This is a genomic window from Caulobacter sp. CCUG 60055 (assembly GCF_022750545.1).
Classification (GTDB): Bacteria; Pseudomonadota; Alphaproteobacteria; order Caulobacterales; family Caulobacteraceae; genus PUIC01.
In genome coordinates this window covers 450,232-470,652 of the sequence record NZ_PUIC01000003.1, presented here as the reverse complement: position 1 = coordinate 470,652, position 20,421 = coordinate 450,232, and the positions used below count along the sequence as shown (strand labels likewise).

Sequence of the window (20,421 nt, the reverse complement as noted above, 5' to 3'; positions counted from 1 at the left end):
CGCGATGTCGCTATGGGAGGGAGATGGTGGACGCGACAGGGATTGAACCTGTGACCCCTACGATGTCAACGTAGTGCTCTCCCGCTGAGCTACGCGTCCGACCGGGCTCGATAGAGCAAGGCTCGAAAGAGCGGGAAGGCGGCGGATATAGCCGGGAGCTTCCGCCAGCGCAAGTCGCGTTTATGCGGCGATCATGCGCTCCACCTCGGCGACCAGGTCGCGCAGGTGGACGGGCTTGGACAGCACCTTGGCCCCGGCGGGCGCCTGCTCCTTGGCCGACAGGGCCACGGCGGCGAAGCCGGTGATGAACATGATGCGCAGGGCCGGCTGGCGGGCGGCGGCCTGGCGGGCGACCTCGATGCCGTCGATCCCCGGCATGACGATGTCGGTGAGCAGCAGGTCCCACGGCTCGTCGAGGGCGGAGACCGCCTCCTCGCCGTCGGGGCAGGAACGGACCTCGTAGCCCGCCCGCTCCAGGGCGCGCGCCAGGAAGCCGCGCAGGGATTCGTCGTCTTCGGCCAGGAGGATGCGGGTCATTAAGCGCTCTTGAAAACTGCTGGCGGGCGCGCCCCCGAGAGCGCCGTCGTCCGGGCACCCTACAGCGACAGACGTAAACCGCCGATAAACCTCTGGACGGATGCGCGCCGCAGCCGCGAAACTGGCGCCATGAACGCCTGGGAGCCCCTCGCCGCGCCGGTCGCCCCGGAAGACGCGCCGTTCGAGATCCATCGCCCCGCCGGGGACGACGGCCGCCAGGGACCGGCCGGGCCGATGGTGTTCGCCTCGCCGCATTCGGGCCGCTTCTACCCGCCGCAGATGATGGACGCCTCGGCCCTCGACGCCGACGCCATCCGCCGCTCGGAGGACGCCTTCGTCGATCTGCTGATCGACGGGGCCCTGGGGCACGGGGCGACGATCATGTGCGCCCGCTACGCCCGCGCCTATGTCGACGTCAATCGCGAGCCCTACGAGCTGGACCCGGCCATGTTCGAGGACGAACTGCCCGAGTTCGCCCGCGGCCGCACGGCGCGGGTGGCGGCCGGCCTCGGCTCGATCGCCCGCATCGTCGCCGAGGGCCAGGAGATCTACGCCCGCAAGCTGACCTTCGCCGAGGCGCGGGCGCGGATCGAGACGGTGCACCGGCCCTGGCACGAGCGGCTGGAGCGGCTGCTCGAAGAGGCCCGCGCCGCCTTCGGCTGCGCCCTGCTGATCGACTGGCACTCTATGCCGTCGGCGGCGGCCGCCACCGAAAGCCTCGGCGTTTCAGGAACGCGGCGGCGGCGCACCTGCGACATGGTGCTGGGCGACCGGTTCGGATCGGCTTGCTCGGCGCACGTCACCGGCCTGGTCGAGCGCGAGCTGGAGGCGATGGGCTATCTGGTGGCGCGCAACGCGCCCTACGCCGGCGGCCACACCACCGAACGCTACGGCCGGCCGGCCCGACGCGTGCACGCCCTGCAGATCGAGATCAACCGCAGCCTCTATCTCGACGAGGCGGCCATGCGGCCGAACCACGGCTTCGAGCGGTTGAAGAAGGACCTGACCCGGCTGACCGCCGCCCTGGCCCGCCAGGACTGGGCCAAGCTGTCCTGAGCCCCAGCCCAGCCATGGACCGCCGGCCTGGGAGGTTGAGCATATCCAGCCGCGCGCCATTGCAGACAGCCGACCGGCCAGACCGCCGCGGGCCAAAAAAAAGCCGCGCCCGAGGGCGCGGCGGAAGTCATTAGGGAGGAAACGCCCAGGAAGGGCAGAGGCGACAGAGCCGCCTCACGAACCTAGCTATACGGTGCGGCGCACAATGACGCAAGCATCAATTGCAAATCGGACGCAGATTTTCTGGAAGCCCTTTAAAAAACCCTGACATAGCAACGGTTTTTCAAACCCGATCGATGCAGTGGGCATATGCTGCATTGCACAATCATCGACGCCCGAACGGCCTTCGAAGCTTCCCTGGAACCGTCAGCGCGCGGTGAAAATCCGGGAAAATTCAGCAACTTGGGAATTCCGGGCGGCGGCCTCGGCGCGGCGCAGCAACGGCGGGGTGGCGCAAAGGGGCCAGTTCGCGTACAAGCCGCGCGCCTTCCCCGCTTTTTCAGAAACGTCCGGCCCGCGAACCTATGTCCCTGCGCAATATCGCCATCATCGCCCACGTCGACCATGGCAAGACCACTCTCGTCGACCAACTGCTGGCGCAGTCGGGCGTCTTCCGCGCCAACGAGGCGACGGTCGAGCGCGCCATGGACTCCAACGACCAGGAGCGCGAGCGCGGCATCACCATCCTGGCCAAGTGCACCTCGGTGCTCTGGAACGGCAAGGCCGGCGAGACCCGCATCAACATCATCGACACCCCCGGCCACGCCGACTTCGGCGGCGAGGTCGAGCGCATCCTGGGCATGGTCGACGGCTGCGTGCTGCTGGTCGACGCCGAGGAAGGCGTCATGCCGCAGACCAAGTTCGTGCTCGGCAAGGCGCTGAAGATGGGCCTGCGCCCGATCCTGTGCCTGAACAAGGTCGACCGGCCGCACGCCGATCCCGACCGCGTGCTGAACGCCGCCTTCGACCTGTTCGCCGCCATGGGCGCGACCGACGAGCAGCTCGACTTCCCGCACATCTACGCCTCGGGCAAGAACGGCTGGGCGACGCTGGACCTGGCCCAGCCGAACGACAATCTGGCCCCGCTGTTCGACCTGATCGTCGACCACGTGCCCGCCCCCAAGGCCGAGGCGCGCAAGGAAGAGCCGTTCAAGATCCTGTCGGTGCTGATCGAAAGCGACCCGTTCCTGGGCCGCCTGCTCACCGGCCGCATCGAAGCCGGCAAGGCCGTGCCGGGCCTGGCCATCAAGGCGCTGGACCGTAACGGCAAGGAAATCGAGCGCGGCCGCATCACCAAGGTGCTGGCCTTCCGCGGCCTGAAGCGCCAGCCGATCGACGAAGGCGCCGAGGCCGGCGACATCGTCGCCATCGCCGGCCTGTCCAAGGCCACCGTCGCCGACACCCTGTGCGCCCTCGACGTCACCGACGCCCTGCCGGCCCAGCCGATCGACCCGCCGACCATCTCGATGACGGTCTCGGTCAACGACAGCCCGCTGGCCGGCCGCGAAGGCGACAAGGTGCAGAGCCGGGTCATCCGCGACCGCCTGCTCAAGGAAGCGGAATCGAACGTCGCCATCCGCGTCACCGAGACCGCCGAGAAGGACGCCTACGAGGTCGCCGGCCGCGGCGAACTGCAGCTGGGCGTGCTGATCGAGGGCATGCGCCGCGAAGGCTTCGAAGTGTCGATCAGCCGCCCGCGGGTGGTGTTCCAGAACGACGCCGAGACCGGCCAGCGCCTGGAGCCGATCGAGGACGTGATGATCGACGTCGACGACGAGTTCACCGGCGTGGTCATCGAGAAGCTGTCGGCCCGCAAGGCCGAGCTCAAGGACATGGGCCCCTCGGGCGCCGGCAAGACCCGCATCAGCCTGGTCGCCCCGTCGCGCTCGCTGATCGGCTATCAGGGCGAATTCCTGACCGACACCCGCGGCTCGGGCGTGCTGAACCGGGTGTTCAGCCACTACGAGCCCTACAAGGGCGCCATCGACCAGCAGCGCAAGGGCGTGCTGATCTCGAACTCCGACGGCGAGACGGCGGCCTACGCCCTGTGGAACCTGGAGGAGCGCGGCGTGATGTTCGTCGGCGCCGGCGAGAAGACCTATCAGGGCATGATCATCGGCGAGAACGCCCGTTCGGACGACCTCGACGTCAATCCGATGAAGGCCAAGCAGCTGACCAACGTCCGCGCCTCGGGCAAGGACGAAGCCATCCGCCTGACCCCGCCGCGCCGCATGACCCTGGAACAGGCCATCGCCTATATCGAGGACGACGAGCTGGTCGAGGTCACCCCGAAGAACATCCGCCTGCGCAAGCAGGTGCTGAACCCCTCCTTCCGCAAGCGGAAGGTCAAGGAAGACTGATCGGCGGGCCTCAGCCGGGCCGATCCGCAAAGACCGCAGGCCGGGGCGCGAGCCCCGGCCTGTTTTTTATTCTCGATGCATGTCTCGATGCACGCGGCTTAGCCGCGAGGGCTCACCAGCCCCCGCCGACGCCCCCGTCGTGGCCGCCGCAGACGTTGCAGTTCTCGATCTGACGGCCGCCGACATTGACGTTGGCGTTGACCAGGCCCTGGCCGGGATGGCTGGAGCCGACCGTGGCGCGAGCGCCGACCAGAGCGTTCGGGCCGCCGACATTGGCCTTCACATTGGCCAGGCCGTCGACGCGGGCGCCCAGACCCAGCAGGCTGTCGCCGCCATGGCCGTTCGAGCCGCCGACATTGGCCTTGACGTTGGCCAGACCGTCGATGCGCAGGCCCAGGCCGAGCAGGCTGTCGCCGCCGCCGTTGTGGCCGCCGTTCGAACCGCCGACATTGGCCTTCACGCCGATAAGATCTCCGACGTTGAGATTCAGCCCCAACAGGCCGCCGCCGCCATACGACTGATGACGACCGCCGGCCTGGGCCCCCGAAGCGCCCAGGGCGGCGGCGATAGCGAACGCGGACGCAACCATAAGCACCTTGGACATCTTGACCTCCTGAGATGGACCGCTCGTGGCGATGCGGCCCTTCCGTTGAACAGCCCCGTCGAGTGTGATCCCGAAGAGCAGGAGGCGAGGAGCAAGGACGGCGCCGGCCCCGATTTGTTGGAAAACAACGGATTCTTAAGCTTGCCGATCTGTTGCGACACCGAAAAGTTGTTTCAAAAACTGTATTTGTCTCGTTATGGGACATTTTTCGGGCCAGACTCCCGAACAGGTTGCAGAAGCGCCGGCGACCACGTGACCCTACGCATCGCGGCTGTCACATCGGCCTGCTAGCATCCGGCGCGGGCGGGGCCTTGGAGGAAGACGCGATGAGCACCCAGGATATCGCCGCCGATCTGGTCGCCCTGTGCCGGGCCGGAAAATACGACGAGGCCGGAGAGAAGCATTGGGCCGACGACGTGCTGAGCGTCGAGGCCGGCGGCGGCGACATGGCCGAGATGCGCGGCAAGGACGCCGTCCGCGGCAAGGGCGAATGGTGGGCCCGCACCCACGAGGTCCACAGCGCCGAGGTCGGCGGCCCCTATGTCAACGGCGACCAGTTCGTGGTGCGCTTCACCATGGACATCACCAACCGCGAGACCGGCCAGCGGATGAACATGGACGAGGTCGGGGTCTACACCGTCAAGGGCGGCAAGATCGCCGAGGAGCGGTTCTTCTACGGCGGCTGAGCCTGAGCCGGACCGACGGGCGGCGTCCGCCTGACGCCCGGTCGGTCATGGCCGTCCCGGATCGGCCTTCGCCGGCCGTCCGGGATGAGGCGCGGCCTCGCCCTGGGGCGGGGGCCTAGATCGTCGCGCCGCCGTCGACGACGATCTTCTGGCCGGTCATGAAGTTGCCGGCCGCCGAGGCCAGGAACACCGCCGCGCCGGCGATCTCGTTCGGCTCGCCGATGCGGCGCAGGGGCGTGCCGGCGGTGGAGCGCTTCAGCGTCTCGGGGTTGTCCCACAGCGCCTTGGCGAAGTCGGTCTTGATCAGGCCCGGCGCGATGCAGTTCACCCGCACGTTATGCGGGCCGTATTCGTGGGCGAGGTTGCGGGCCAGCTGGAAGTCGGCCGCCTTGGAGATGTTGTAGGCGCCGATGATCGGCGAGCCGCGCAGGCCGCCGATCGACGAGACGATGATGATCGCCCCGTCCTTGCGCTCGATCATCTCGGGGACGACCATGTTGATCAGCCAGTGGTTGGCGATGACGTTGTTCTCGAGGATCTTGCGGAACTGGTCGTCCTCGATGCCGGCCATCGGCCCGTAATAGGGGTTGGAGGCGGCGTTGCAGACGACGACGTCGATCCTGCCGAACGCCTTGCGGGTCTCGTCGACCAGCCGCTGCAGGTCTTCCTTGGACGAGATGTTGGCCGGCACGGCGATGGCCGCCCCCGGATGGGCGGCGTTGATCTCGGCGGCGACCTCCTCGCAGGGGCCGGCCTTGCGCGAGGAGATGACCACCTTGGCCCCATGGTCGGCGAAGCGCTCGGCGACGGCCCGGCCGATGCCGCGCGACGAGCCGGTGATGACGGCGACCTTGCCGCTCAGGTCGAACAGATTCATGGGGCGCTCCCGAGCCTCGAACAGTTGTTTGATTTGTCCGCACCGTGAGACGCCCGCGCCCGCAGGTCAAGCGGGCAGGCGTCCGCCGAGGCGGCTAGAGCCGCCGGATCGGGTCGGTTCCGTCCCAGCTCCTGGCCGCCTCGGCGACGTGCTCGAAGAAGCGGCCCTTGCGGCCGCCGGTCTCGGACAGCTCGACGATGTCGTCGGGCCGGGCCGGGTGGACCAGATAGGCGAAGCGGCCGTCGGCGCCGACGGCGCCGCTCTGGCCGACCGCATAGCCCAGGGCGACCAGCTCGGCGAGGCGCGCATCGAATTCGGCCGTCCAGAAGGCGACGTGATGCAGGCCCGAACGGCCGGCCTCGGTGAACTCGGCGTACATGGTCGGCGTCGCGCAGCGCTGCTGGATCAGCTCGATCTGGTGCGGGCCGGAATTGGCCAGGGCGATGGAGACATGAGGATCGGACCGCACGCCGCGATGGACATAGTCGCGGAAGGCCGCGCGCTCGACATAGAACCACGGGCCGACGCCCAGCTCCTCGACCCAGCGCCGCATCTCGGCCTCGATGTCGGCGACGACGTAGGCGGTCTGGCGGATCGCCCCCAACGCCCCGGTCACGCCCGGGCCTCCTGGCGCTTGAGCGCGTCGACCACCCGCGTCCCGGCCGGCGGGTCGATGTCGGTGCGGGTGGTTTCAGTCAGCCGCGCCATGGTCATGTAGAAGCCGCAGGTCAGGATGGTCTCGACGATCTCGCGCGGGGTGAAGTGGGCCTGGGCGGCGCGCACCACGTCCTCGTCGGCCCGCACGATCTCGATCACCTGGGCGGCGAAGACCAGCAGGGCCCGGGTCCGCGCGTCGAACGCCGGGTCGTCGAAACGGCGCGCCTCGACCGCGTCGATCTGGGCCTGGACGCAGCCGCACGCGAGCGCGATGGGGACATGCTGGTTCCACTCGTACTCGCCGCCCTCCAGCTCGGCCGCCAGCAGGATGACCAGCTCGCGCAGGTCCGCGCCCAGGAGCTGCTTCGACAGGATCGCCCCGCCCAGGCGCAGGGTCGGGGCGAAGCAGGTCTCGGCGTTGGCCATCATGCGGAAGATGTTCAGCGGCGCGGCCAGCTTTCCGAAGGTCTCGCGGGTCTCGGGCGAGGCCTCGTCGAGATCGATGAACGGCACGAGCGGCATGGTCGGTCCTCCCCAGGACGAGCGTGTTGTTGTTATCGCCGTTCACTCTGCCGCGGCCGGCCGGGCCGTCAAGGCGGAGCGCGCTTGGCGAACGCCGCGCCCGGGTCCATCTACGGCCCCTCCGCCCGGCGGCCCCGAACGAGTAGGACGAGATGGAATCTTCCGCCGGCTGGCGCGACCTTCTGGCCAGGGACCTGGCGCCGCGCTTCGCCCTGCTTTGCCTGGGCGTATGGCTGAACGCCGCCGACACCCTGGTCACCGCCACCATCATGCCCAGCGTCGCCCGCGACGTCGGCGGCTACGCCTATTCCGGCTGGGCGACGGCGGCCTATCTGCTCGGCTCGATCGTCGCCGGGGCCAGCGCCGGCCGGCTGTCGATGAGCCTCGGCCTGCGGCGCGCCTCCATGCTGGCGGGCCTGGTCTACGCGGCCGGCTGCGGCCTGAGCGCGCTCGGGCCGGACTTCGCGACCTTCGTGGCCGGCCGGCTGATCCAGGGGCTGGGCGCGGGGGCCATCGTCGCCCTGTGCTACGTCGCCATCGCCGTACTGTTCCCCGAGCGCCTGTGGCCGCGCGTGTTCGCGGCGATCTCGGGCGTCTGGGGCGCGGCCACCCTGCTCGGCCCGCTGGTCGGCGGCCTGTTCGCCGAGGCCGGCTTCTGGCGGGGGGCGTTCTGGATGTTCGCCGCCCAGGCCCTGGTCTTCGTGGCCGCCGCCCCGGCCTTGCTCAAGGCCGTCCCGTCCGAACCGGGCTCCGGCCGCATCCCCGTTCCACAGCTGGCGGTGCTGACCGGGGCGGTGGCCCTGATCGCGGCGGCCGGCCTGGTCCGCGAGCCGTGGCTGGCGGCGGGCCTCGCCCTGCTCGGCGGCGGCGGGTTCCTGGCGCTGTTGCGCGTCAACGCCCGCGCCAGCGTCCGATTGCTGCCGCGCCAAGCCAACGACCTCGGCTCGGCCCCCGGCGCCGGCTATTTCATCATCTTCGCCCTGGAGGCGGCGGGCATCGGCCTCAGCGTCTACGGCCCGGCCTTCATCCAGGCCGTCCACGGCGCCTCGCCCCTGGTCGCCGGCTATATGATCAGCGCCATCGCCGCCGGCTGGACGATCACCGCCCTGTTGGTCGCCGGGGCCAAGCCGAAATGGCACGGCCCGAACATCCGCCTGGGCGCGAGCGTCGTCGTCGCCGGGCTGGCGCTCAGCGCCTGGGCGATCCCGCGCGGCGGCGAGGTCGCCATCGTCGGCGGACTGCTGCTGATGGGGGCCGGTTTCGGCCTGGCCTGGGCCTTCGTCGCCAAGCGGGTGATCGAAGCCCTGCCCCCGAACGAACGAGCCATGGGGTCGTCCGCCGTGCCCACCGCCCAGATGATCGGCGGCGCCGCCGGCTCGGCCGCCGCCAGCGCCCTGGCCCATGGCCTCGGCTTCGCCCAGGGCGTCGATCCGGCGCTGGCGGCCGCCCGCGGCCCGTGGCTGTTCGCCGCCTTGCCCGCTGGCGCTCCTGGGCTGGGCGGCGGCGTGGCGGCTGGGCGGCTGGGCGGCTGGGCGGCTGGGCGGCTGGGCGGCCGTGCTTACGCGAAGCCCGACTGACGATCCGCCCATATTCAGCTTGGCGCGAATTGCGGCCGTTGCGCGAGGATGGCTTTCAAGGCGTCCCGCGGCCGAAGGCCGGCGGGCGCGAGTTCGAGCTCCAGCACCCCGCCCTCCCGGCGGGTGCGTTCCTTGACCCCGGGGAGCTGATTGGCGCCGACGCTCAATAGCAGCGCCTGGGCGTCGCCAGAACGCTTGGGATGGTTCTCGGCGCCCACGAGAATGATGCGGTCGATCGCCGACCAAGGCAGAGCGCCCTTCCATTTGCGGGAATAGACGCCGTACCGGTCGATGCGCAGTACGACCTCGCATCTCAGCCTGCGCCAACCAGCCATGAGCAGAACGCCGAACCCAGCGCAAGACGCGACCCATAATCCAAGGCCCAGGTGATCGCTCTTCTGAATGAGCACCGGCGGCAGCGGGGCTGCGGCTCGAACGAACAAGCCGATGAGGACAAGCGCGATGAGCAGGGCCTCGCCCCTCTCCGCCCACGACGTCACCCAGACCCCGTCGCCGCGCGCGACGCCGTCGCCAAGAAAGCGCGCTATTCGCGGACGTTGCAGCACCCACTTGGCCGCCCAAGGCAGCAGGAACGCCCCAGACCACTCAGGCCCGAACATCCGCCCGTCGGGCAGGCGGGTTTGGTGCAGCCAGTACAAAAGACCGAGCGAGCCGGCCGATAAAAGAAATACAAGAAGGTCGAAAACCTTTCCCGTCGCGCGCGGCGGCTGCATGGTCGGGGCCCGATGCGTCATGATTGCAGACTAGCGCGCCTGCACGCCCAGGTCACGCCGGCTGCAAGGCCGCCTTCTCCGCCACCTTGACCACGTCGGCCATGATGCCGGTGAGCTGGAAGTCCTTGGGGGTGTAGACCCGCGCCACCCCCATCTGCTTCAGCACCAGGGCGTCCTCGGGCGGGACGATGCCGCCGACCACCACCGGCACCTTGTCCAGGCCCTCGGCCCGCATCAGGCGCACCACCTCCTGCACCAGGTCGAGGTGCGAGCCCGACAGGATCGACAGGCCGACCACATGGGCCTGCGCCTGTCTGGCGCGGGCGACGATCTCGGCCGGGGTCGAGCGGATGCCGTCATAGACCACCGACATGCCCACCGCCCGCGCCCGCGTGGCGATCTGCTCGGCGCCGTTGGAGTGGCCGTCGAGGCCCGGCTTGCCGACCAGGAAGGTCAGGGTGCGGCCCAGCACCTCGGACACCCGCTCGACCTCACGCGCCACCGCCTCGATGTCCTCGGAACCGTCGTTGGAGACCACCACCGCCACGCCGGTCGGCCCGCGATATTCGCCGAACACCTCACGCAAGGCCTGCGCCCACTCGCCCGTGGTCACGCCGGCCTTCGCGGCGGCGATCGAGGGCGGCATGATGTTACGCCCGTCACGGGCGGCGGCGCGCAAGCTCGCCAGGGCCGCCTCGACCGCGGCGGCGTCGCGCCCCTCGCGCCAGGCCCTGATCCTGGCGACCACCTCGGCCTCCAGGCGAGGGTCTACGGTCTCGATGGCGCTTTCGCCGGCCGACAGCGGCGAGACCTCGGTCTCGGTCCAGCGGTTGACCCCGACCACCACCTGGTCGCCGGTCTCGACCGCACGCACCCGCTCGGCGTTGGAGGCGACCAGGGCGGCCTTCATGTAGTCGATCGAGGCTGCCGGCCCACCGCCGCCCTCGCCCAGGTTGGCGGCGTTCAGCGCGTCCAGCCGCGCAAGCTCGGCCCGCGCCTCGTCCTTCAGGCGGCCGACCTTGGCCTCGACCACGTGGCTGCCGTCGAACAGGTCCTCGTATTCCAGGAGGTCGGTCTCGTAGGCCAGCACCTGCTGCAGCCGCAGGGACCACTGCTGGTCCCACGGGCGCGGCAGGCCCAGCGCCTCGTTCCAGGCCGGCAGCTGCAGGGCCCGCGCCCGCGCGTCCTTGGACAGGGTGACGGCCAGGGCCTCGAGCAGGATGCGATAGACGTTGTTCTCGGGCTGCGGCTCGGTCAGGCCCAGGCTGTTGACCTGCACCCCGTAGCGGAAGCGCCGCGCCTTGGCGTCCTGCACGCCGTAGCGCTGCAGCAGGATCTCGTCCCACAGCTGGGTGAAGGCGCGCATCTTGCACATCTCGGTGACGAACCGGATGCCGGCGTTGACGAAGAAGCTGATGCGCGAGGCGACGACGGCGAAGTCTTCCTCCGGCACCTGGCCCGAGGCCCTGACCGCATCCAGCACCGAGATCGCCGTGGCCAGGGCGAAGGCCAGCTCCTGCTCCGGCGTCGCCCCGGCCTCCTGCAGGTGGTAGCTGCAGACGTTCATCGGGTTCCACTTGGGCGTCTCCTTGTAGCACCAGGCGATCATGTCGCTGATCAGGCGCAGGGACGGCCCCGGCGGATAGATGTAGGTGCCGCGGGAGAGGTACTCTTTGATGAGGTCGTTCTGGGTGGTGCCCTGCAGGGCCGCCCGGTCGGCGTCCTGCTCGTCGGCCAGGGCGACATACAGCGCCAGCAGCCACGCCGCCGGGGCGTTGATGGTCATCGAGGTGTTCATGCGGTCGAGCGGAATGCCGTCGAACAGGGCGCGCATGTCGCCGATATGGCTGACCGGCACGCCGACCTTGCCGACCTCGCCGCGGGCCAGGACATGGTCGGGGTCGTAGCCGGTCTGGGTCGGCAGGTCGAAGGCGATGGAAAGCCCGGTCTGGCCCTTGGCCAGGTTGGCCCGATAGAGGGCGTTGGACGTCTCCGCCGTGGAATGGCCCGCATAGGTGCGGAAGATCCACGGCTGGTCCTTCGCGTGCTGGAACGGCGTTTCCGACATGGCTTCAACCCTGGGCCCGGGCCTTGCTGGCCTCTTGATCGGCGCAGTTAAGCCCAATCCGTGCTGCGCTGCAAAAGAATCCGCTTGCCAGGGTCAAACAGTTGTCACAGGCTCGCCTTGGGCGATGCGGCTGCGGAATGGCGGTCATACGGCCGAATCATGCGCGCAAAACCCCAATAGCCACACCTAACGGGTCGACTTTCACCGGGCCGACGCGGCGGGCGGGCGCGAACGCGACAGCGTTCGACGAAAACTTTTGCAGTGCAACGAAACGCCAAGTCGGAAGCTTGCCCCATGGACGCCGCCACCACCCTGTCGCCGCAGCCCGTGAAGGACCTCTACGAGATCGGCGAGATCCCGCCGGCCTTCCACGTGCCCGAGAAGATGTACGCCTGGACCGTGCGCAAGGAGCGCCACGGCCGCCCGGCGACGGCCATGCAGGTCGAGGTGGTGCCGACCTGGACCATCGGCGAGGACGAGGTCCTGGTGCTCGTGATGGCGGCCGGGGTGAACTACAACGGCGTCTGGGCGGCGCTGGGCGAGCCGATGAGCGTGCTCGACGTGCACAAGCAGCCCTACCATGTCGCCGGCTCGGACGCCTCGGGCGTGGTCTGGGCGGTGGGCAGGAAGGTCCGCCGCTGGAAGCCGGGCGACGAGGTGGTCATCCACTGCAATCAGGACGACGGCGACGACGAGGAGTGCAACGGCGGCGACCCGATGTTCTCGGCCACCCAACGCATCTGGGGCTACGAGACGCCGGACGGCAGCTTCGCCCAGTTCTGCCGGGTGCAGTCGCGCCAGCTGATGCCGCGCCCCAAACACCTGACCTGGGAGGAGGCCGCCTGCTACACCCTGACCCTGGCCACCGCCTACCGCATGCTGTTCGGCCACAAGCCGCATGAGCTGAAGCCCGGCCAGAACGTGCTGGTCTGGGGCGCCTCCGGGGGCCTGGGCGTGTTCGCCGTTCAGCTGGCCGCCGTCACCGGGGCCAACGCCATCGGCGTGGTCTCGTCCGAAGACAAGCGCGACTACGTGCTGTCGATGGGAGCCAAGGCGGTGCTGAACCGCAAGGACTTCGACTGCTGGGGCCAGCTGCCCAAGGTCAACGGCCCCGAATTCAACGACTACATGAAAGAGAGCCGCAAGTTCGGCAAGGCGATCTGGCAGGTCACCGGCGGCCGCGACGTCGACATGGTGTTCGAACACCCCGGCGAGAGCACGTTCCCGGTGTCGGTGTTCGTGGTCAAGCGCGGCGGCATGGTCGCCATCTGCGCCGGCACCTCCGGCTACAACCTGACCATGGACGCCCGCTTCCTGTGGATGCGCCAGAAGCGGGTGCAGGGCAGCCACTTCGCCAACCTGATGCAGGCCTCGGCCGCCAACCAGCTGGTCATCGACCGCCGCATCGACCCGTGCCTGTCGGAGGTGTTCGCCTGGGACGCCATCCCCGCCGCCCACGAGAAGATGCTCGACAACCAGCACCTGCCCGGAAACATGGGGGTGCTGGTCTGCGCCCAGCGCCCCGGCCTGCGCACCTTCGACGAGGTGCAGGAGATCGCCGCCGGAAACGGTTGAGCCGTTCAGTCGTCCCGGACGCGCTTTTGGCCCCTTCTCCCGCCGGGAGAGGAAACGCCGCGCGCGCTCTTGTCCAGACGGCCGCTTTGGCCCCAAGTTGATCAAAATTGGGGAGGAATACGATGGCCTTGGTGCGTAACGTCGCGTTGACCGCGGTCGGCGCGGTGCTGGTCCTGGGGGCCGTGGTCGCGGTCAGGACGGCGACCTACAAGCCGCCGGCCCAGGTCGAGGCCGGCGCGGTCAAGCTGGCCGCCTCGATCCCGATCGACAACGCCCGCGCCGCCCAGCATCTGGGCGAGGCCGTGCGCATCCAGACCGTCTCGCACCAGGACCCGGCCGAGAACCAGGCCGGCGAGTGGGAGAAGCTGCACCAGTGGCTCCAGGCCACCTATCCCGCCGCACACGCGGCGATGACGCGCGACGTCGTCGGCAAGAACTCGCTGGTCTATACGTGGCGGGGATCGGACCCGTCCCTGGCCCCGATCATCCTGATGGCCCACCAGGACGTGGTGCCGGTGACGGCGGGCACCGAGGGCGACTGGAAGCACGGGCCGTTCTCGGGCGACGTCGCCGACGACGCCGTCTGGGGACGCGGCTCGATCGACGACAAGGGCTCGCTGGTCACCCTGTTCGAAGCCGCCGACGCCCTGGCCGCGCGCGGCTTCAAGCCTCGGCGCACCGTCTACATCGTCTCGGGCGAGGACGAGGAGGCCGGCGGCTCCGGCGCCCAGGCGGCGACCGCCTTCCTCAAGAAGGCCGGCGTCACGGCCGACTGGGTGCTCGACGAGGGCATGGCGGTGATCGACGACCACCCGCTGACCCACAAGCCGGCCGCGATCATCGGCGTCGCCGAAAAGGGCTACGCCACCTTGAAGGTCACGGCCAAGGCCCCCGGCGGCCATTCGTCGACCCCGCCCAAGGACACCGGCGTCGTCACCCTGTCCAAGGCGCTGGTGGCCATCGCCGACCATCCCTTCCCGCTGAAGTTCTCCGGTCCGGGCGCCGACATGGTCAAGGCCCTGGCCCCCGAGGGCGGCCTGGCCATGAAGGTGGTGACCGCCAACAGCTGGCTGTTCGCCCCGCTGCTGACCTCGCAGTTCGGCAAGACCCCGGCCGGGGCGGCGATGCTGCACACCACCATCGCCCCGACCATGCTGAAGGGCAGCCCCAAGGAGAACGTGCTGCCGCAGGACGCCTCGGGCTGGATCAACTACCGCATCGCGCCGGGCGACACCTCCAGGGACGTGATGGAGCGGGCGCAATCGGCGGTTTCCGGCCTGCCGGTGACCCTGGGCTGGATCAAGACCCCCAACGAGCCCTCGCCGGTGTCGTCGACCCGCTCGGACGGCTGGAAGATTCTCGCCGCCCTCGCCGCCGACCAGTCCAAGGTCCCGGTGGCGCCCGGCCTGGTCGTGGCCGGCACCGACAGCCGCTACCTGCAGCCGGTGGCCAAGGACGTCTATCGCTTCCAGCCCCTGGTCGCCACGCTGGACGACCTGAAGATGATCCACGGCACCAACGAGCACATGACGCTGAAGAACCTGGCGCTGATGACCGACTTCTACGCCCGGCTGATCGCCACGGCGGCGGGGTGACGGCGGCGTACGCCCTCATGCTCCCGCCATCGCCCTCTCGCCGAGGGAGAGGGAGGGCCCCATGGCGCGGCCATGGGAGGGTGAGGGGTTACGGCGTCCGCAAGACATCGCTAAAACCCGGCCATGGCCGAAGGCGACATCAAGACCCGCAGCGCAGCCCCGAAACCGCAACGTTTCGGCCAGGGCTTCCTGCACGACATCTGGTATTTCGCCGCCCTGTCCGGCGACCTCAAGCCCGGCAAGCTGCAGCGCTATGAGATCCTCGGCGAGCCGGTGCTGCTCGGCCGCACGCGGGACGGCGAGGTCTACGCCCTGCGCGACATCTGCCCGCACCGCGCCGCGCCGCTGTCGGCCGGCAAGCTGACGCGCGAGGCCGACGGCGCCGAGACGGTGGAATGCCCCTATCACGGCTGGCGCTTCCGCACCGACGGCGCCTGTTCGGCCATCCCGTCCCTGGTCGCCGACCAGCAGGTCGACGTCGCCCGCATCCGCGTGCGCCGCTATCCCGCGGCCGAGAGCCAGGGCCTGGTGTTCGTGTGGATGACCTCGGACCCGCGCGGCGAGGGCGAACCCGACCAGCCGCCGCCGACCTTCCCCGGCGTGGTGGGCGGCGGGCCGAAGATGATCGACCGCATGGTGTTCGACGCCCATATCGACCACGCCGTCATCGGCCTGATGGACCCGGCGCACGGGCCTTACGTCCACCAGCAGTGGTGGTGGCGGACCTCGCATTCGCAGCACGACAAGGCCAAGAGGTTCGAGCCGCGCGAGGCCGGATTCTCGATGGTGCGCCACGCGCCGTCGTCGAACAGCTACGCCTACAAGCTGCTGGGCGGGGCGCCGGCCACCGAGATCACCTTCCGCCTGCCCGGCCTGCGCTGGGAGCACATCGTCGTCGGCCCGCGCCAGGTGCTGACCCTGACCTGCCTGACGCCGGTCAACGACAAGCAGACCCGCATCACCCAGATCACCTGGTCCGACCACTGGCTGGTCGGCCTGCTCAAACCCTTTCTGCGGCTGGGGGCCAAGGCCTTCCTGCGCCAGGACGGCGACATGGTGAACCTGCAGAACGAGGGCCTGCGCTACGACCCCTCGCTGCTGTGGATCGACGACGCCGACAAACAGGCCAAGTGGTACCAGGCGCTCAAGCGCGAATGGGCCGCCGCCCGCGCCGGCGGCCGGCCGTTCGAGAACCCGGTCGAGGGCGGCGTCCTGCGCTGGCGCAGCTAGACGTTGCGGGCGAGATCGCCCTGCTTCGAACGCCGTTCGTCTAACATCTTGAATGAATTGACGCTCGCACGGGTTTGGCGACGCGCGAAAGGTCGTGTAAACCATATTTCTCGCCTATCAGGCGAATCGGGCCGCGCCTCGACCGCAAGAGGCCCTCGGGTCTTGAAGCTCGCCTAGGGCGTCCTCGACGGAGCGCACGGTGCGCAGGTGAAGAGTACGCGGGGTGACTGGCGAAGGGTTTTCGCACGTGAAATCGCGTCTATCGCAAAAAGCCGGCGCCGCCGTGCGCAAACTGCGCCTCGCCAAGGGCTGGACCCTCGCGCAACTGGCCGAGCGGTCGACCATTCCGCTGTCCACCCTGTCCAAGGTCGAGCTGGGCCAGACCTCGCTCGGCTACGACAAGCTGATGCGCATCTGCAAGGCGCTGGAGATCGACCTGGAGCGGCTGGTCGACGCCGAGGCCGAGGCGGTGTCCAAGGCCCAGGCGGGCGACGCCTCGTCGGCCTCCGGCCGCCGCTCGGTGATCCGGGCCCAGGACGGAGCGCTGCTCGACGCCCCGATCGGCCGCCTGCGCGCGGCCGCGCACGACCTGCTGGGCAAGCCGTTCACGCCGGTGATCGCCGAGGTCAGGGCCCGCTCGATCGAGGACTGCGGCGGCTATGTCCGTCGCGAGGGCGAGGCCTACGCCCTGGTGCTGGACGGGGCGATGGTCATGCATTCCGAGCTCTACGCGCCGCTGCGCCTGGTGCGGGGCGACGCCGTCTATTTCGACGCCGGCATGGCCCACGCCTTCCTGGCCGACGGCGCCGAGCCCTGCCGCGCCCTCATCGTGCTCAGCGGCGACCATCGGCAATAGGCCGGCGCCGGGGCCTCAGGCCAGGCGCACGGCGATCCGCGTCGCCTCCGCCGCGATCCGCCGCAGCCCGTCCAGCAGCGAGCCCCCGCCCGCCGTCCGCAACCCGGCGAGCGCGGCGGTGTTGGTGAAGACGAGCTGGACCTCGCCGGGCCATCCGGGGCCCTGGTGCTCGACCGCGTCCCAGAAGGCGTCGAGGTTGCGGCCGAACAGTCCGCCCCGGTCGGCCGGGCGGCGTCGACATAGGCCCGCCAGAACGCTTCCAGCGTGCGCGCCTGGGCGCAATCGATCGTCGCCACGGGTTTCGGCGAGGTCATGGAAGGCTAAGGCGCCGCCGCCTCCGGGGGCCGGCGACCGGCGACCGGCGAGGCGCCGGGGCGGGCCGATTCCCGCATTTAACCAATCCTTAGACGGTCGAATGGAAGGGATCAGAAAGGACGGTTTCTGACTGCGGGGGGGCGATGCGGGGGAAAGGCTGGTCGGCCGGTCGCGGCGGCTCGCAAGGCGATGGAAATGACCATGCGCGGTCCGCAACGTTAACCAATTGGATGGTGTCCGCCGTCAGAATGGTCCCTGGATCGAACCTTCGGCCCGCCCATGCGGTAGGGCTTGGCGGCCTGCGGGTTGGATTTGGACGGGGAACCCCATGAACGACCATCCGGCCGACGCCCTGCGCCTGCCCGCCAACCTGGGCCTGGACCAGGCCGCCCCCCTTCGCGAAAGCCTGCTGCAGCGTCGCGGCCGGCCGCTGGAGATCGACGCCGGCGAGGTCGAGCGCCTCAGCGGCCCCTGCTTCCAGGTGCTGGTCAGCGCCCGCAAGACCTGGACCGCCGACGGCCAGCCCCTGCACATCGCCGTCAGCTCCCCCGCCTTCGAGAACGCCCTGGCCCTGCTTGGCGCGCCCGGGCTCGAACCCACTCACGAAAAGGATGTTGTGGCGTGACACAGACCGTACTGACCGTCGACGACTCCCGCACGATCCGCGAGATGCTGAACCACACCCTGAGCGCCGCCGGCTTCCGGGTGGTGACGGCCGAGGACGGCGTCCACGGCCTCGACGTGCTGCAGACCGAGCGGCCCGACGTCATCATCACCGACATCAACATGCCGCGCCTGGACGGCTTCGGCTTCATCGAGGCCGTGCGGGGCGACGCCGCCCACCGCGCCACGCCGATCCTGGTGCTGACCACCGAGAGCGAGCCGGAGAAGAAGGCCCGCGCCCGCGAGGCCGGCGCCACCGGCTGGATCGTCAAGCCGTTCAACCCGACCAAGCTGGTCGACGCCGTTCGCCGCGTCGCCGCCTGAACCTGACCGACCGGGGACCGACCATGGATCCGATGGAGGCGATTCGCGTCACCTTCTTCCAGGAATGCGAGGAGCTTCTCGCCCAGCTGGAGGAAGGCCTGCTCGCGATGGAGCAGGGCGAGCACGACGCCGAGACGATCAATTCGGTGTTCCGCGCCGTCCACTCGATCAAGGGCGGCGGCGGCGCCTTCGGGCTCGACCCGCTGGTGCGCTTCGCCCACGTCTTCGAGAACCTGCTCGACCAGATCCGCGGCGGCGTCACCGAGGCCGGCCACGAGGTCATCGCCGCCCTCCTGCGGGCCTCCGACATGCTGGCCGACCACGTCTCGGCCGCCCGCGACGGCGGGACGGCGGACGAGGCCCGCTCGGACGCCATCGCCGCGGCCCTGGTCGCCCTGACCGAGGGCGAGGCCCACGGCGGCGACGAAGCGGCCCCCGCCGAGTTCGAGGGCCTGAGCTTCACGCCGATGACCGTCGCCCTGGACGACGAGCCGGCCGGGGCGGCGCAGGCCGCCTGGATCATCCGCTTCAAGCCGCACGCCTCGCTCTACAACAAGGCCAACGACGCCGTGCTGGTGCTGCGCGAGCTGGGCTCGCTCGGCCGGATCGAGGTCGAGGTCGACGCCGAGGCCGTGCCGCTGCTCGACGCCATGGACCCCGAGGGCGCCTATCTCGACTGGACCGTGCGCCTGACCGGCGAGGCGGACGAGGCCGCCGTGCGCGAGGTGTTCAGCTTCGTCGACGAGGACTGCGACCTCGACATCGCCGCCGCGGACGCCGCCCCTGACGCCGCCATCGACCTGCTCAGCTCGCTGCTGGCCATCGGGACGGCGGGCGCCGAGGCGCCGCCGCTGCTGGCCCCGGCCATCGAGGACATCATCGCCGCCGCGCCCGCCGGCGCGCCCGGCAAGGCCGAGACCGCGCCCGCCAAGGCCGCCGAAAGCGCCGCCCTGCCCGCGCCCCAGACCATCCGCGTCGACCTCGAACGCGTCGACCGCCTGATCAACCTGGTCGGCGAACTGGTCATCAACCAGGCCATGCTGGCCCAGCGGGTGATGGAGAGCAGCGGCGCCGGCCAGGCCTCGGACGTCAACCTGGCCCTGGCCGATCTGGAGCACCTGACCCGGGGCATCCAGGACAGCGTCATGGCCATCCGCGCCCAGCCGGTGAAATCGGTGTTCCAGCGCATGCCGCGCCTGGTGCGCGAGGTCGGCGAGGCCGTCGGCAAGCGCGTGCGCCTGGTCACCGAAGGCGAGAACACCGAGGTCGACAAGACCGTGGTCGAGCGGCTGTCCGAGCCGATCACCCACATGATCCGCAACGCCATCGACCACGGCCTGGAGAGCCCCGCCGACCGCGAGGCCGCCGGCAAGCCGGCCGAGGGTTCGGTGCGCCTGACCGCCGGCCACCGCTCGGGGCGGATCGTCATCGAGGTCAGCGACGACGGCAAGGGCGTCGATCGCGCGCGGGTCAAGGCCAAGGCCATCGAGAAAGGCCTGATCGCGGCCGACGCCGTGCTGACCGACGAGGAGATCGACAACCTGATCTTCCTGCCCGGCTTCTCCACCGCCGCGGCGATCTCGGACATCTCCGGCCGCGGCGTCGGCATGGACGTGGTCAAGAAGTCGGTCCAGGCCCTGGGCGGGCGCATCTCGATCTCGTCGCAGCCGGGCCAGGGCTCGCGCTTCACCATGAGCCTGCCCCTGACCCTGGCCGTGCTCGACGGCATGGTGGTCTCGGTCGGCGACCAGACCCTGGTCGCGCCGCTGACGGCCATCGTCGAGAGCCTGAAGCCGCGCCCCGAGGAGGTGCGGCCGCTGGGGCCCGACAACTTCGTCCTGCAGATCCGCGACGTCTACGTGCCGCTGATCGACATCGGCCAGGCCATGGGCTTCTCGCGCACGCGGGTCGATCCCACCGAGGGCGTCGCCCTGCTGGTCGAGAGCGAAGGCGCCGGCCGCGTCGCCCTGATGGTCGACAACATCCAGGGCCAGCGCCAGGTGGTCATCAAGAGCCTGGAGGCCAACTACCGCCCCACCGAGGGCGTCGCCGCCGCCACCATCCTGGGCGACGGCCGCGTGGCCCTGATCCTCGACATCGACGGGGTGGTGACCGCCAACCGCCGCGTCGCCAACCGCCGCGACCCGCCCGCCCGCGAACCCCTGGCCCGGACTGGAACCTAGAC

19 protein-coding genes and 1 tRNA gene are annotated in these 20,421 nt (G+C 69.9%); 11 read left to right on the top strand and 9 right to left on the bottom strand.

Features of this window, described 5'->3' with window-relative positions; all coding sequences use genetic code 11:
* Positions 1 to 24: 24 nt before the first annotated feature.
* Positions 25 to 99, bottom strand: a tRNA-Val gene (locus C5708_RS07445).
* A gap of 81 nt (positions 100 to 180) precedes the next feature.
* Positions 181 to 537 (bottom strand): response regulator, encoded by a 357-nt coding sequence (locus C5708_RS07440; RefSeq protein WP_121449798.1) that lies wholly within the window; start codon positions 535 to 537, stop codon positions 181 to 183.
* Between the two features lie 129 nt (positions 538 to 666).
* On the opposite strand from C5708_RS07440, the gene C5708_RS07435 reads away from it, so the two are divergent.
* Both C5708_RS07435 and typA read left to right on the top strand, forming a co-directional pair.
* Positions 667 to 1,593: an N-formylglutamate amidohydrolase gene (locus C5708_RS07435; RefSeq protein WP_242919463.1), complete on the top strand. Its 927-nt coding sequence runs from the start codon at positions 667 to 669 to the stop codon at positions 1,591 to 1,593.
* A 524-nt stretch (positions 1,594 to 2,117) separates the two neighbouring features.
* The gene (typA, locus tag C5708_RS07430; protein WP_242919461.1) at positions 2,118 to 3,953 is read left to right on the top strand and encodes a translational GTPase TypA; all 1,836 of its coding nucleotides are present in this window, start codon (positions 2,118 to 2,120) and stop codon (positions 3,951 to 3,953) included.
* Positions 3,954 to 4,065: 112 nt separating this feature from the next.
* Here the strand turns inward: typA and C5708_RS07425 are convergent, their stop codons facing one another.
* Entirely contained in the window at positions 4,066 to 4,557 is a 492-nt protein-coding gene (locus tag C5708_RS07425) for a hypothetical protein (protein ID WP_242919459.1), read from the bottom strand.
* Positions 4,558 to 4,883: 326 nt separating this feature from the next.
* Here C5708_RS07425 and C5708_RS07420 point away from each other — a divergent pair, with 326 nt between their 5' ends.
* On the top strand, positions 4,884 to 5,243 hold the full coding sequence (locus C5708_RS07420) for a nuclear transport factor 2 family protein (protein WP_242919457.1): 360 nt from the start codon (positions 4,884 to 4,886) through the stop codon (positions 5,241 to 5,243).
* A 115-nt stretch (positions 5,244 to 5,358) separates the two neighbouring features.
* Here C5708_RS07420 and C5708_RS07415 read toward each other — a convergent pair whose 3' ends face one another.
* The 3 genes from C5708_RS07415 to C5708_RS07405 form a co-directional block, all read right to left on the bottom strand.
* Positions 5,359 to 6,120 (bottom strand): SDR family oxidoreductase, encoded by a 762-nt coding sequence (locus C5708_RS07415; protein ID WP_242919455.1) that lies wholly within the window; start codon positions 6,118 to 6,120, stop codon positions 5,359 to 5,361.
* 94 nt (positions 6,121 to 6,214) lie between these two features.
* Entirely contained in the window at positions 6,215 to 6,736 is a 522-nt protein-coding gene (locus C5708_RS07410; protein ID WP_242919453.1) for a VOC family protein, read from the bottom strand.
* Complete coding sequence (locus C5708_RS07405) at positions 6,733 to 7,299, bottom strand: carboxymuconolactone decarboxylase family protein (RefSeq protein WP_242919451.1); 567 nt, start codon at positions 7,297 to 7,299, stop codon at positions 6,733 to 6,735. The genes C5708_RS07410 and C5708_RS07405 overlap by 4 nt, the downstream gene beginning before the upstream one ends.
* Positions 7,300 to 7,451: 152 nt before the next feature.
* Here C5708_RS07405 and C5708_RS07400 point away from each other — a divergent pair, with 152 nt between their 5' ends.
* A complete protein-coding gene (locus C5708_RS07400; RefSeq protein ID WP_242919449.1) occupies positions 7,452 to 8,876 on the top strand; it encodes an MFS transporter in 1,425 nt (474 codons plus the stop codon).
* Positions 8,877 to 8,890: 14 nt separating this feature from the next.
* Here C5708_RS07400 and C5708_RS07395 read toward each other — a convergent pair whose 3' ends face one another.
* Together C5708_RS07395 and C5708_RS07390 are read right to left on the bottom strand one after the other, a co-directional pair.
* The gene (locus C5708_RS07395; RefSeq protein WP_242919442.1) at positions 8,891 to 9,610 is read right to left on the bottom strand and encodes a hypothetical protein; all 720 of its coding nucleotides are present in this window, start codon (positions 9,608 to 9,610) and stop codon (positions 8,891 to 8,893) included.
* A gap of 52 nt (positions 9,611 to 9,662) precedes the next feature.
* Positions 9,663 to 11,678, bottom strand: coding sequence for a methylmalonyl-CoA mutase family protein (locus tag C5708_RS07390; RefSeq protein ID WP_242919440.1), 2,016 nt, complete (start codon positions 11,676 to 11,678; stop codon positions 9,663 to 9,665).
* Positions 11,679 to 11,972: 294 nt separating this feature from the next.
* Here C5708_RS07390 and ccrA point away from each other — a divergent pair, with 294 nt between their 5' ends.
* The 4 genes from ccrA (at position 11,973) to C5708_RS07370 (ending at position 16,934) form a co-directional block, all read left to right on the top strand.
* Positions 11,973 to 13,253 carry a crotonyl-CoA carboxylase/reductase gene (gene ccrA / locus C5708_RS07385; RefSeq protein WP_242919438.1) on the top strand — a complete coding sequence of 427 codons (1,281 nt, stop codon included), beginning with the start codon at positions 11,973 to 11,975 and terminating at the stop codon, positions 13,251 to 13,253.
* Between the two features lie 122 nt (positions 13,254 to 13,375).
* A complete protein-coding gene (locus C5708_RS07380; RefSeq protein WP_242919437.1) occupies positions 13,376 to 14,848 on the top strand; it encodes a M20 family peptidase in 1,473 nt (490 codons plus the stop codon).
* Between the two features lie 123 nt (positions 14,849 to 14,971).
* On the top strand, positions 14,972 to 16,078 hold the full coding sequence (locus tag C5708_RS07375) for an aromatic ring-hydroxylating dioxygenase subunit alpha (protein WP_242919435.1): 1,107 nt from the start codon (positions 14,972 to 14,974) through the stop codon (positions 16,076 to 16,078).
* 283 nt (positions 16,079 to 16,361) lie between these two features.
* Complete coding sequence (locus tag C5708_RS07370; RefSeq protein WP_242919433.1) at positions 16,362 to 16,934, top strand: XRE family transcriptional regulator; 573 nt, start codon at positions 16,362 to 16,364, stop codon at positions 16,932 to 16,934.
* Between the two features lie 15 nt (positions 16,935 to 16,949).
* Here C5708_RS07370 and C5708_RS07365 read toward each other — a convergent pair whose 3' ends face one another.
* Entirely contained in the window at positions 16,950 to 17,216 is a 267-nt protein-coding gene (locus C5708_RS07365) for a barstar family protein (RefSeq protein WP_242919431.1), read from the bottom strand.
* A gap of 361 nt (positions 17,217 to 17,577) precedes the next feature.
* Between C5708_RS07365 and C5708_RS07360 the strand changes: the two genes are divergently transcribed.
* Genes C5708_RS07360 through C5708_RS07350 form a run of 3 tightly spaced genes read left to right on the top strand, consistent with a single transcriptional unit; the run spans position 17,578 to position 20,419 of the window.
* Positions 17,578 to 17,874 (top strand): STAS domain-containing protein, encoded by a 297-nt coding sequence (locus tag C5708_RS07360; RefSeq protein ID WP_242919428.1) that lies wholly within the window; start codon positions 17,578 to 17,580, stop codon positions 17,872 to 17,874.
* On the top strand, positions 17,871 to 18,236 hold the full coding sequence (locus C5708_RS07355) for a response regulator (RefSeq protein WP_242919427.1): 366 nt from the start codon (positions 17,871 to 17,873) through the stop codon (positions 18,234 to 18,236). Before C5708_RS07360 ends, C5708_RS07355 begins: the two co-directional genes overlap by 4 nt.
* Positions 18,237 to 18,259: 23 nt before the next feature.
* Positions 18,260 to 20,419, top strand: coding sequence for a chemotaxis protein CheA (locus C5708_RS07350; RefSeq protein ID WP_242919425.1), 2,160 nt, complete (start codon positions 18,260 to 18,262; stop codon positions 20,417 to 20,419).
* The last annotated feature ends 2 nt before the right edge of the window (positions 20,420 to 20,421 follow it).

Bases quoted from the DNA above. Each gene is read 5' to 3' on its own strand.
- C5708_RS07440 (WP_121449798.1), bottom strand. From the start codon at position 537: ATGACCCGCATCCTCCTGGCCGAAGACGACGAATCCCTGCGCGGCTTC.
- C5708_RS07435 (WP_242919463.1), top strand. From the start codon at position 667: ATGAACGCCTGGGAGCCCCTCGCCGCGCCGGTCGCCCCGGAAGACGCG.
- typA (WP_242919461.1), top strand. From the start codon at position 2,118: ATGTCCCTGCGCAATATCGCCATCATCGCCCACGTCGACCATGGCAAG.
- C5708_RS07425 (WP_242919459.1), bottom strand. From the start codon at position 4,557: ATGTCCAAGGTGCTTATGGTTGCGTCCGCGTTCGCTATCGCCGCCGCC.
- C5708_RS07420 (WP_242919457.1), top strand. From the start codon at position 4,884: ATGAGCACCCAGGATATCGCCGCCGATCTGGTCGCCCTGTGCCGGGCC.
- C5708_RS07415 (WP_242919455.1), bottom strand. From the start codon at position 6,120: ATGAATCTGTTCGACCTGAGCGGCAAGGTCGCCGTCATCACCGGCTCG.
- C5708_RS07405 (WP_242919451.1), bottom strand. From the start codon at position 7,299: ATGCCGCTCGTGCCGTTCATCGATCTCGACGAGGCCTCGCCCGAGACC.
- C5708_RS07400 (WP_242919449.1), top strand. From the start codon at position 7,452: ATGGAATCTTCCGCCGGCTGGCGCGACCTTCTGGCCAGGGACCTGGCG.
- C5708_RS07395 (WP_242919442.1), bottom strand. From the start codon at position 9,610: ATGCAGCCGCCGCGCGCGACGGGAAAGGTTTTCGACCTTCTTGTATTT.
- C5708_RS07390 (WP_242919440.1), bottom strand. From the start codon at position 11,678: ATGTCGGAAACGCCGTTCCAGCACGCGAAGGACCAGCCGTGGATCTTC.
- ccrA (WP_242919438.1), top strand. From the start codon at position 11,973: ATGGACGCCGCCACCACCCTGTCGCCGCAGCCCGTGAAGGACCTCTAC.
- C5708_RS07380 (WP_242919437.1), top strand. From the start codon at position 13,376: ATGGCCTTGGTGCGTAACGTCGCGTTGACCGCGGTCGGCGCGGTGCTG.
- C5708_RS07375 (WP_242919435.1), top strand. From the start codon at position 14,972: ATGGCCGAAGGCGACATCAAGACCCGCAGCGCAGCCCCGAAACCGCAA.
- C5708_RS07360 (WP_242919428.1), top strand. From the start codon at position 17,578: ATGAACGACCATCCGGCCGACGCCCTGCGCCTGCCCGCCAACCTGGGC.
- C5708_RS07350 (WP_242919425.1), top strand. From the start codon at position 18,260: ATGGATCCGATGGAGGCGATTCGCGTCACCTTCTTCCAGGAATGCGAG.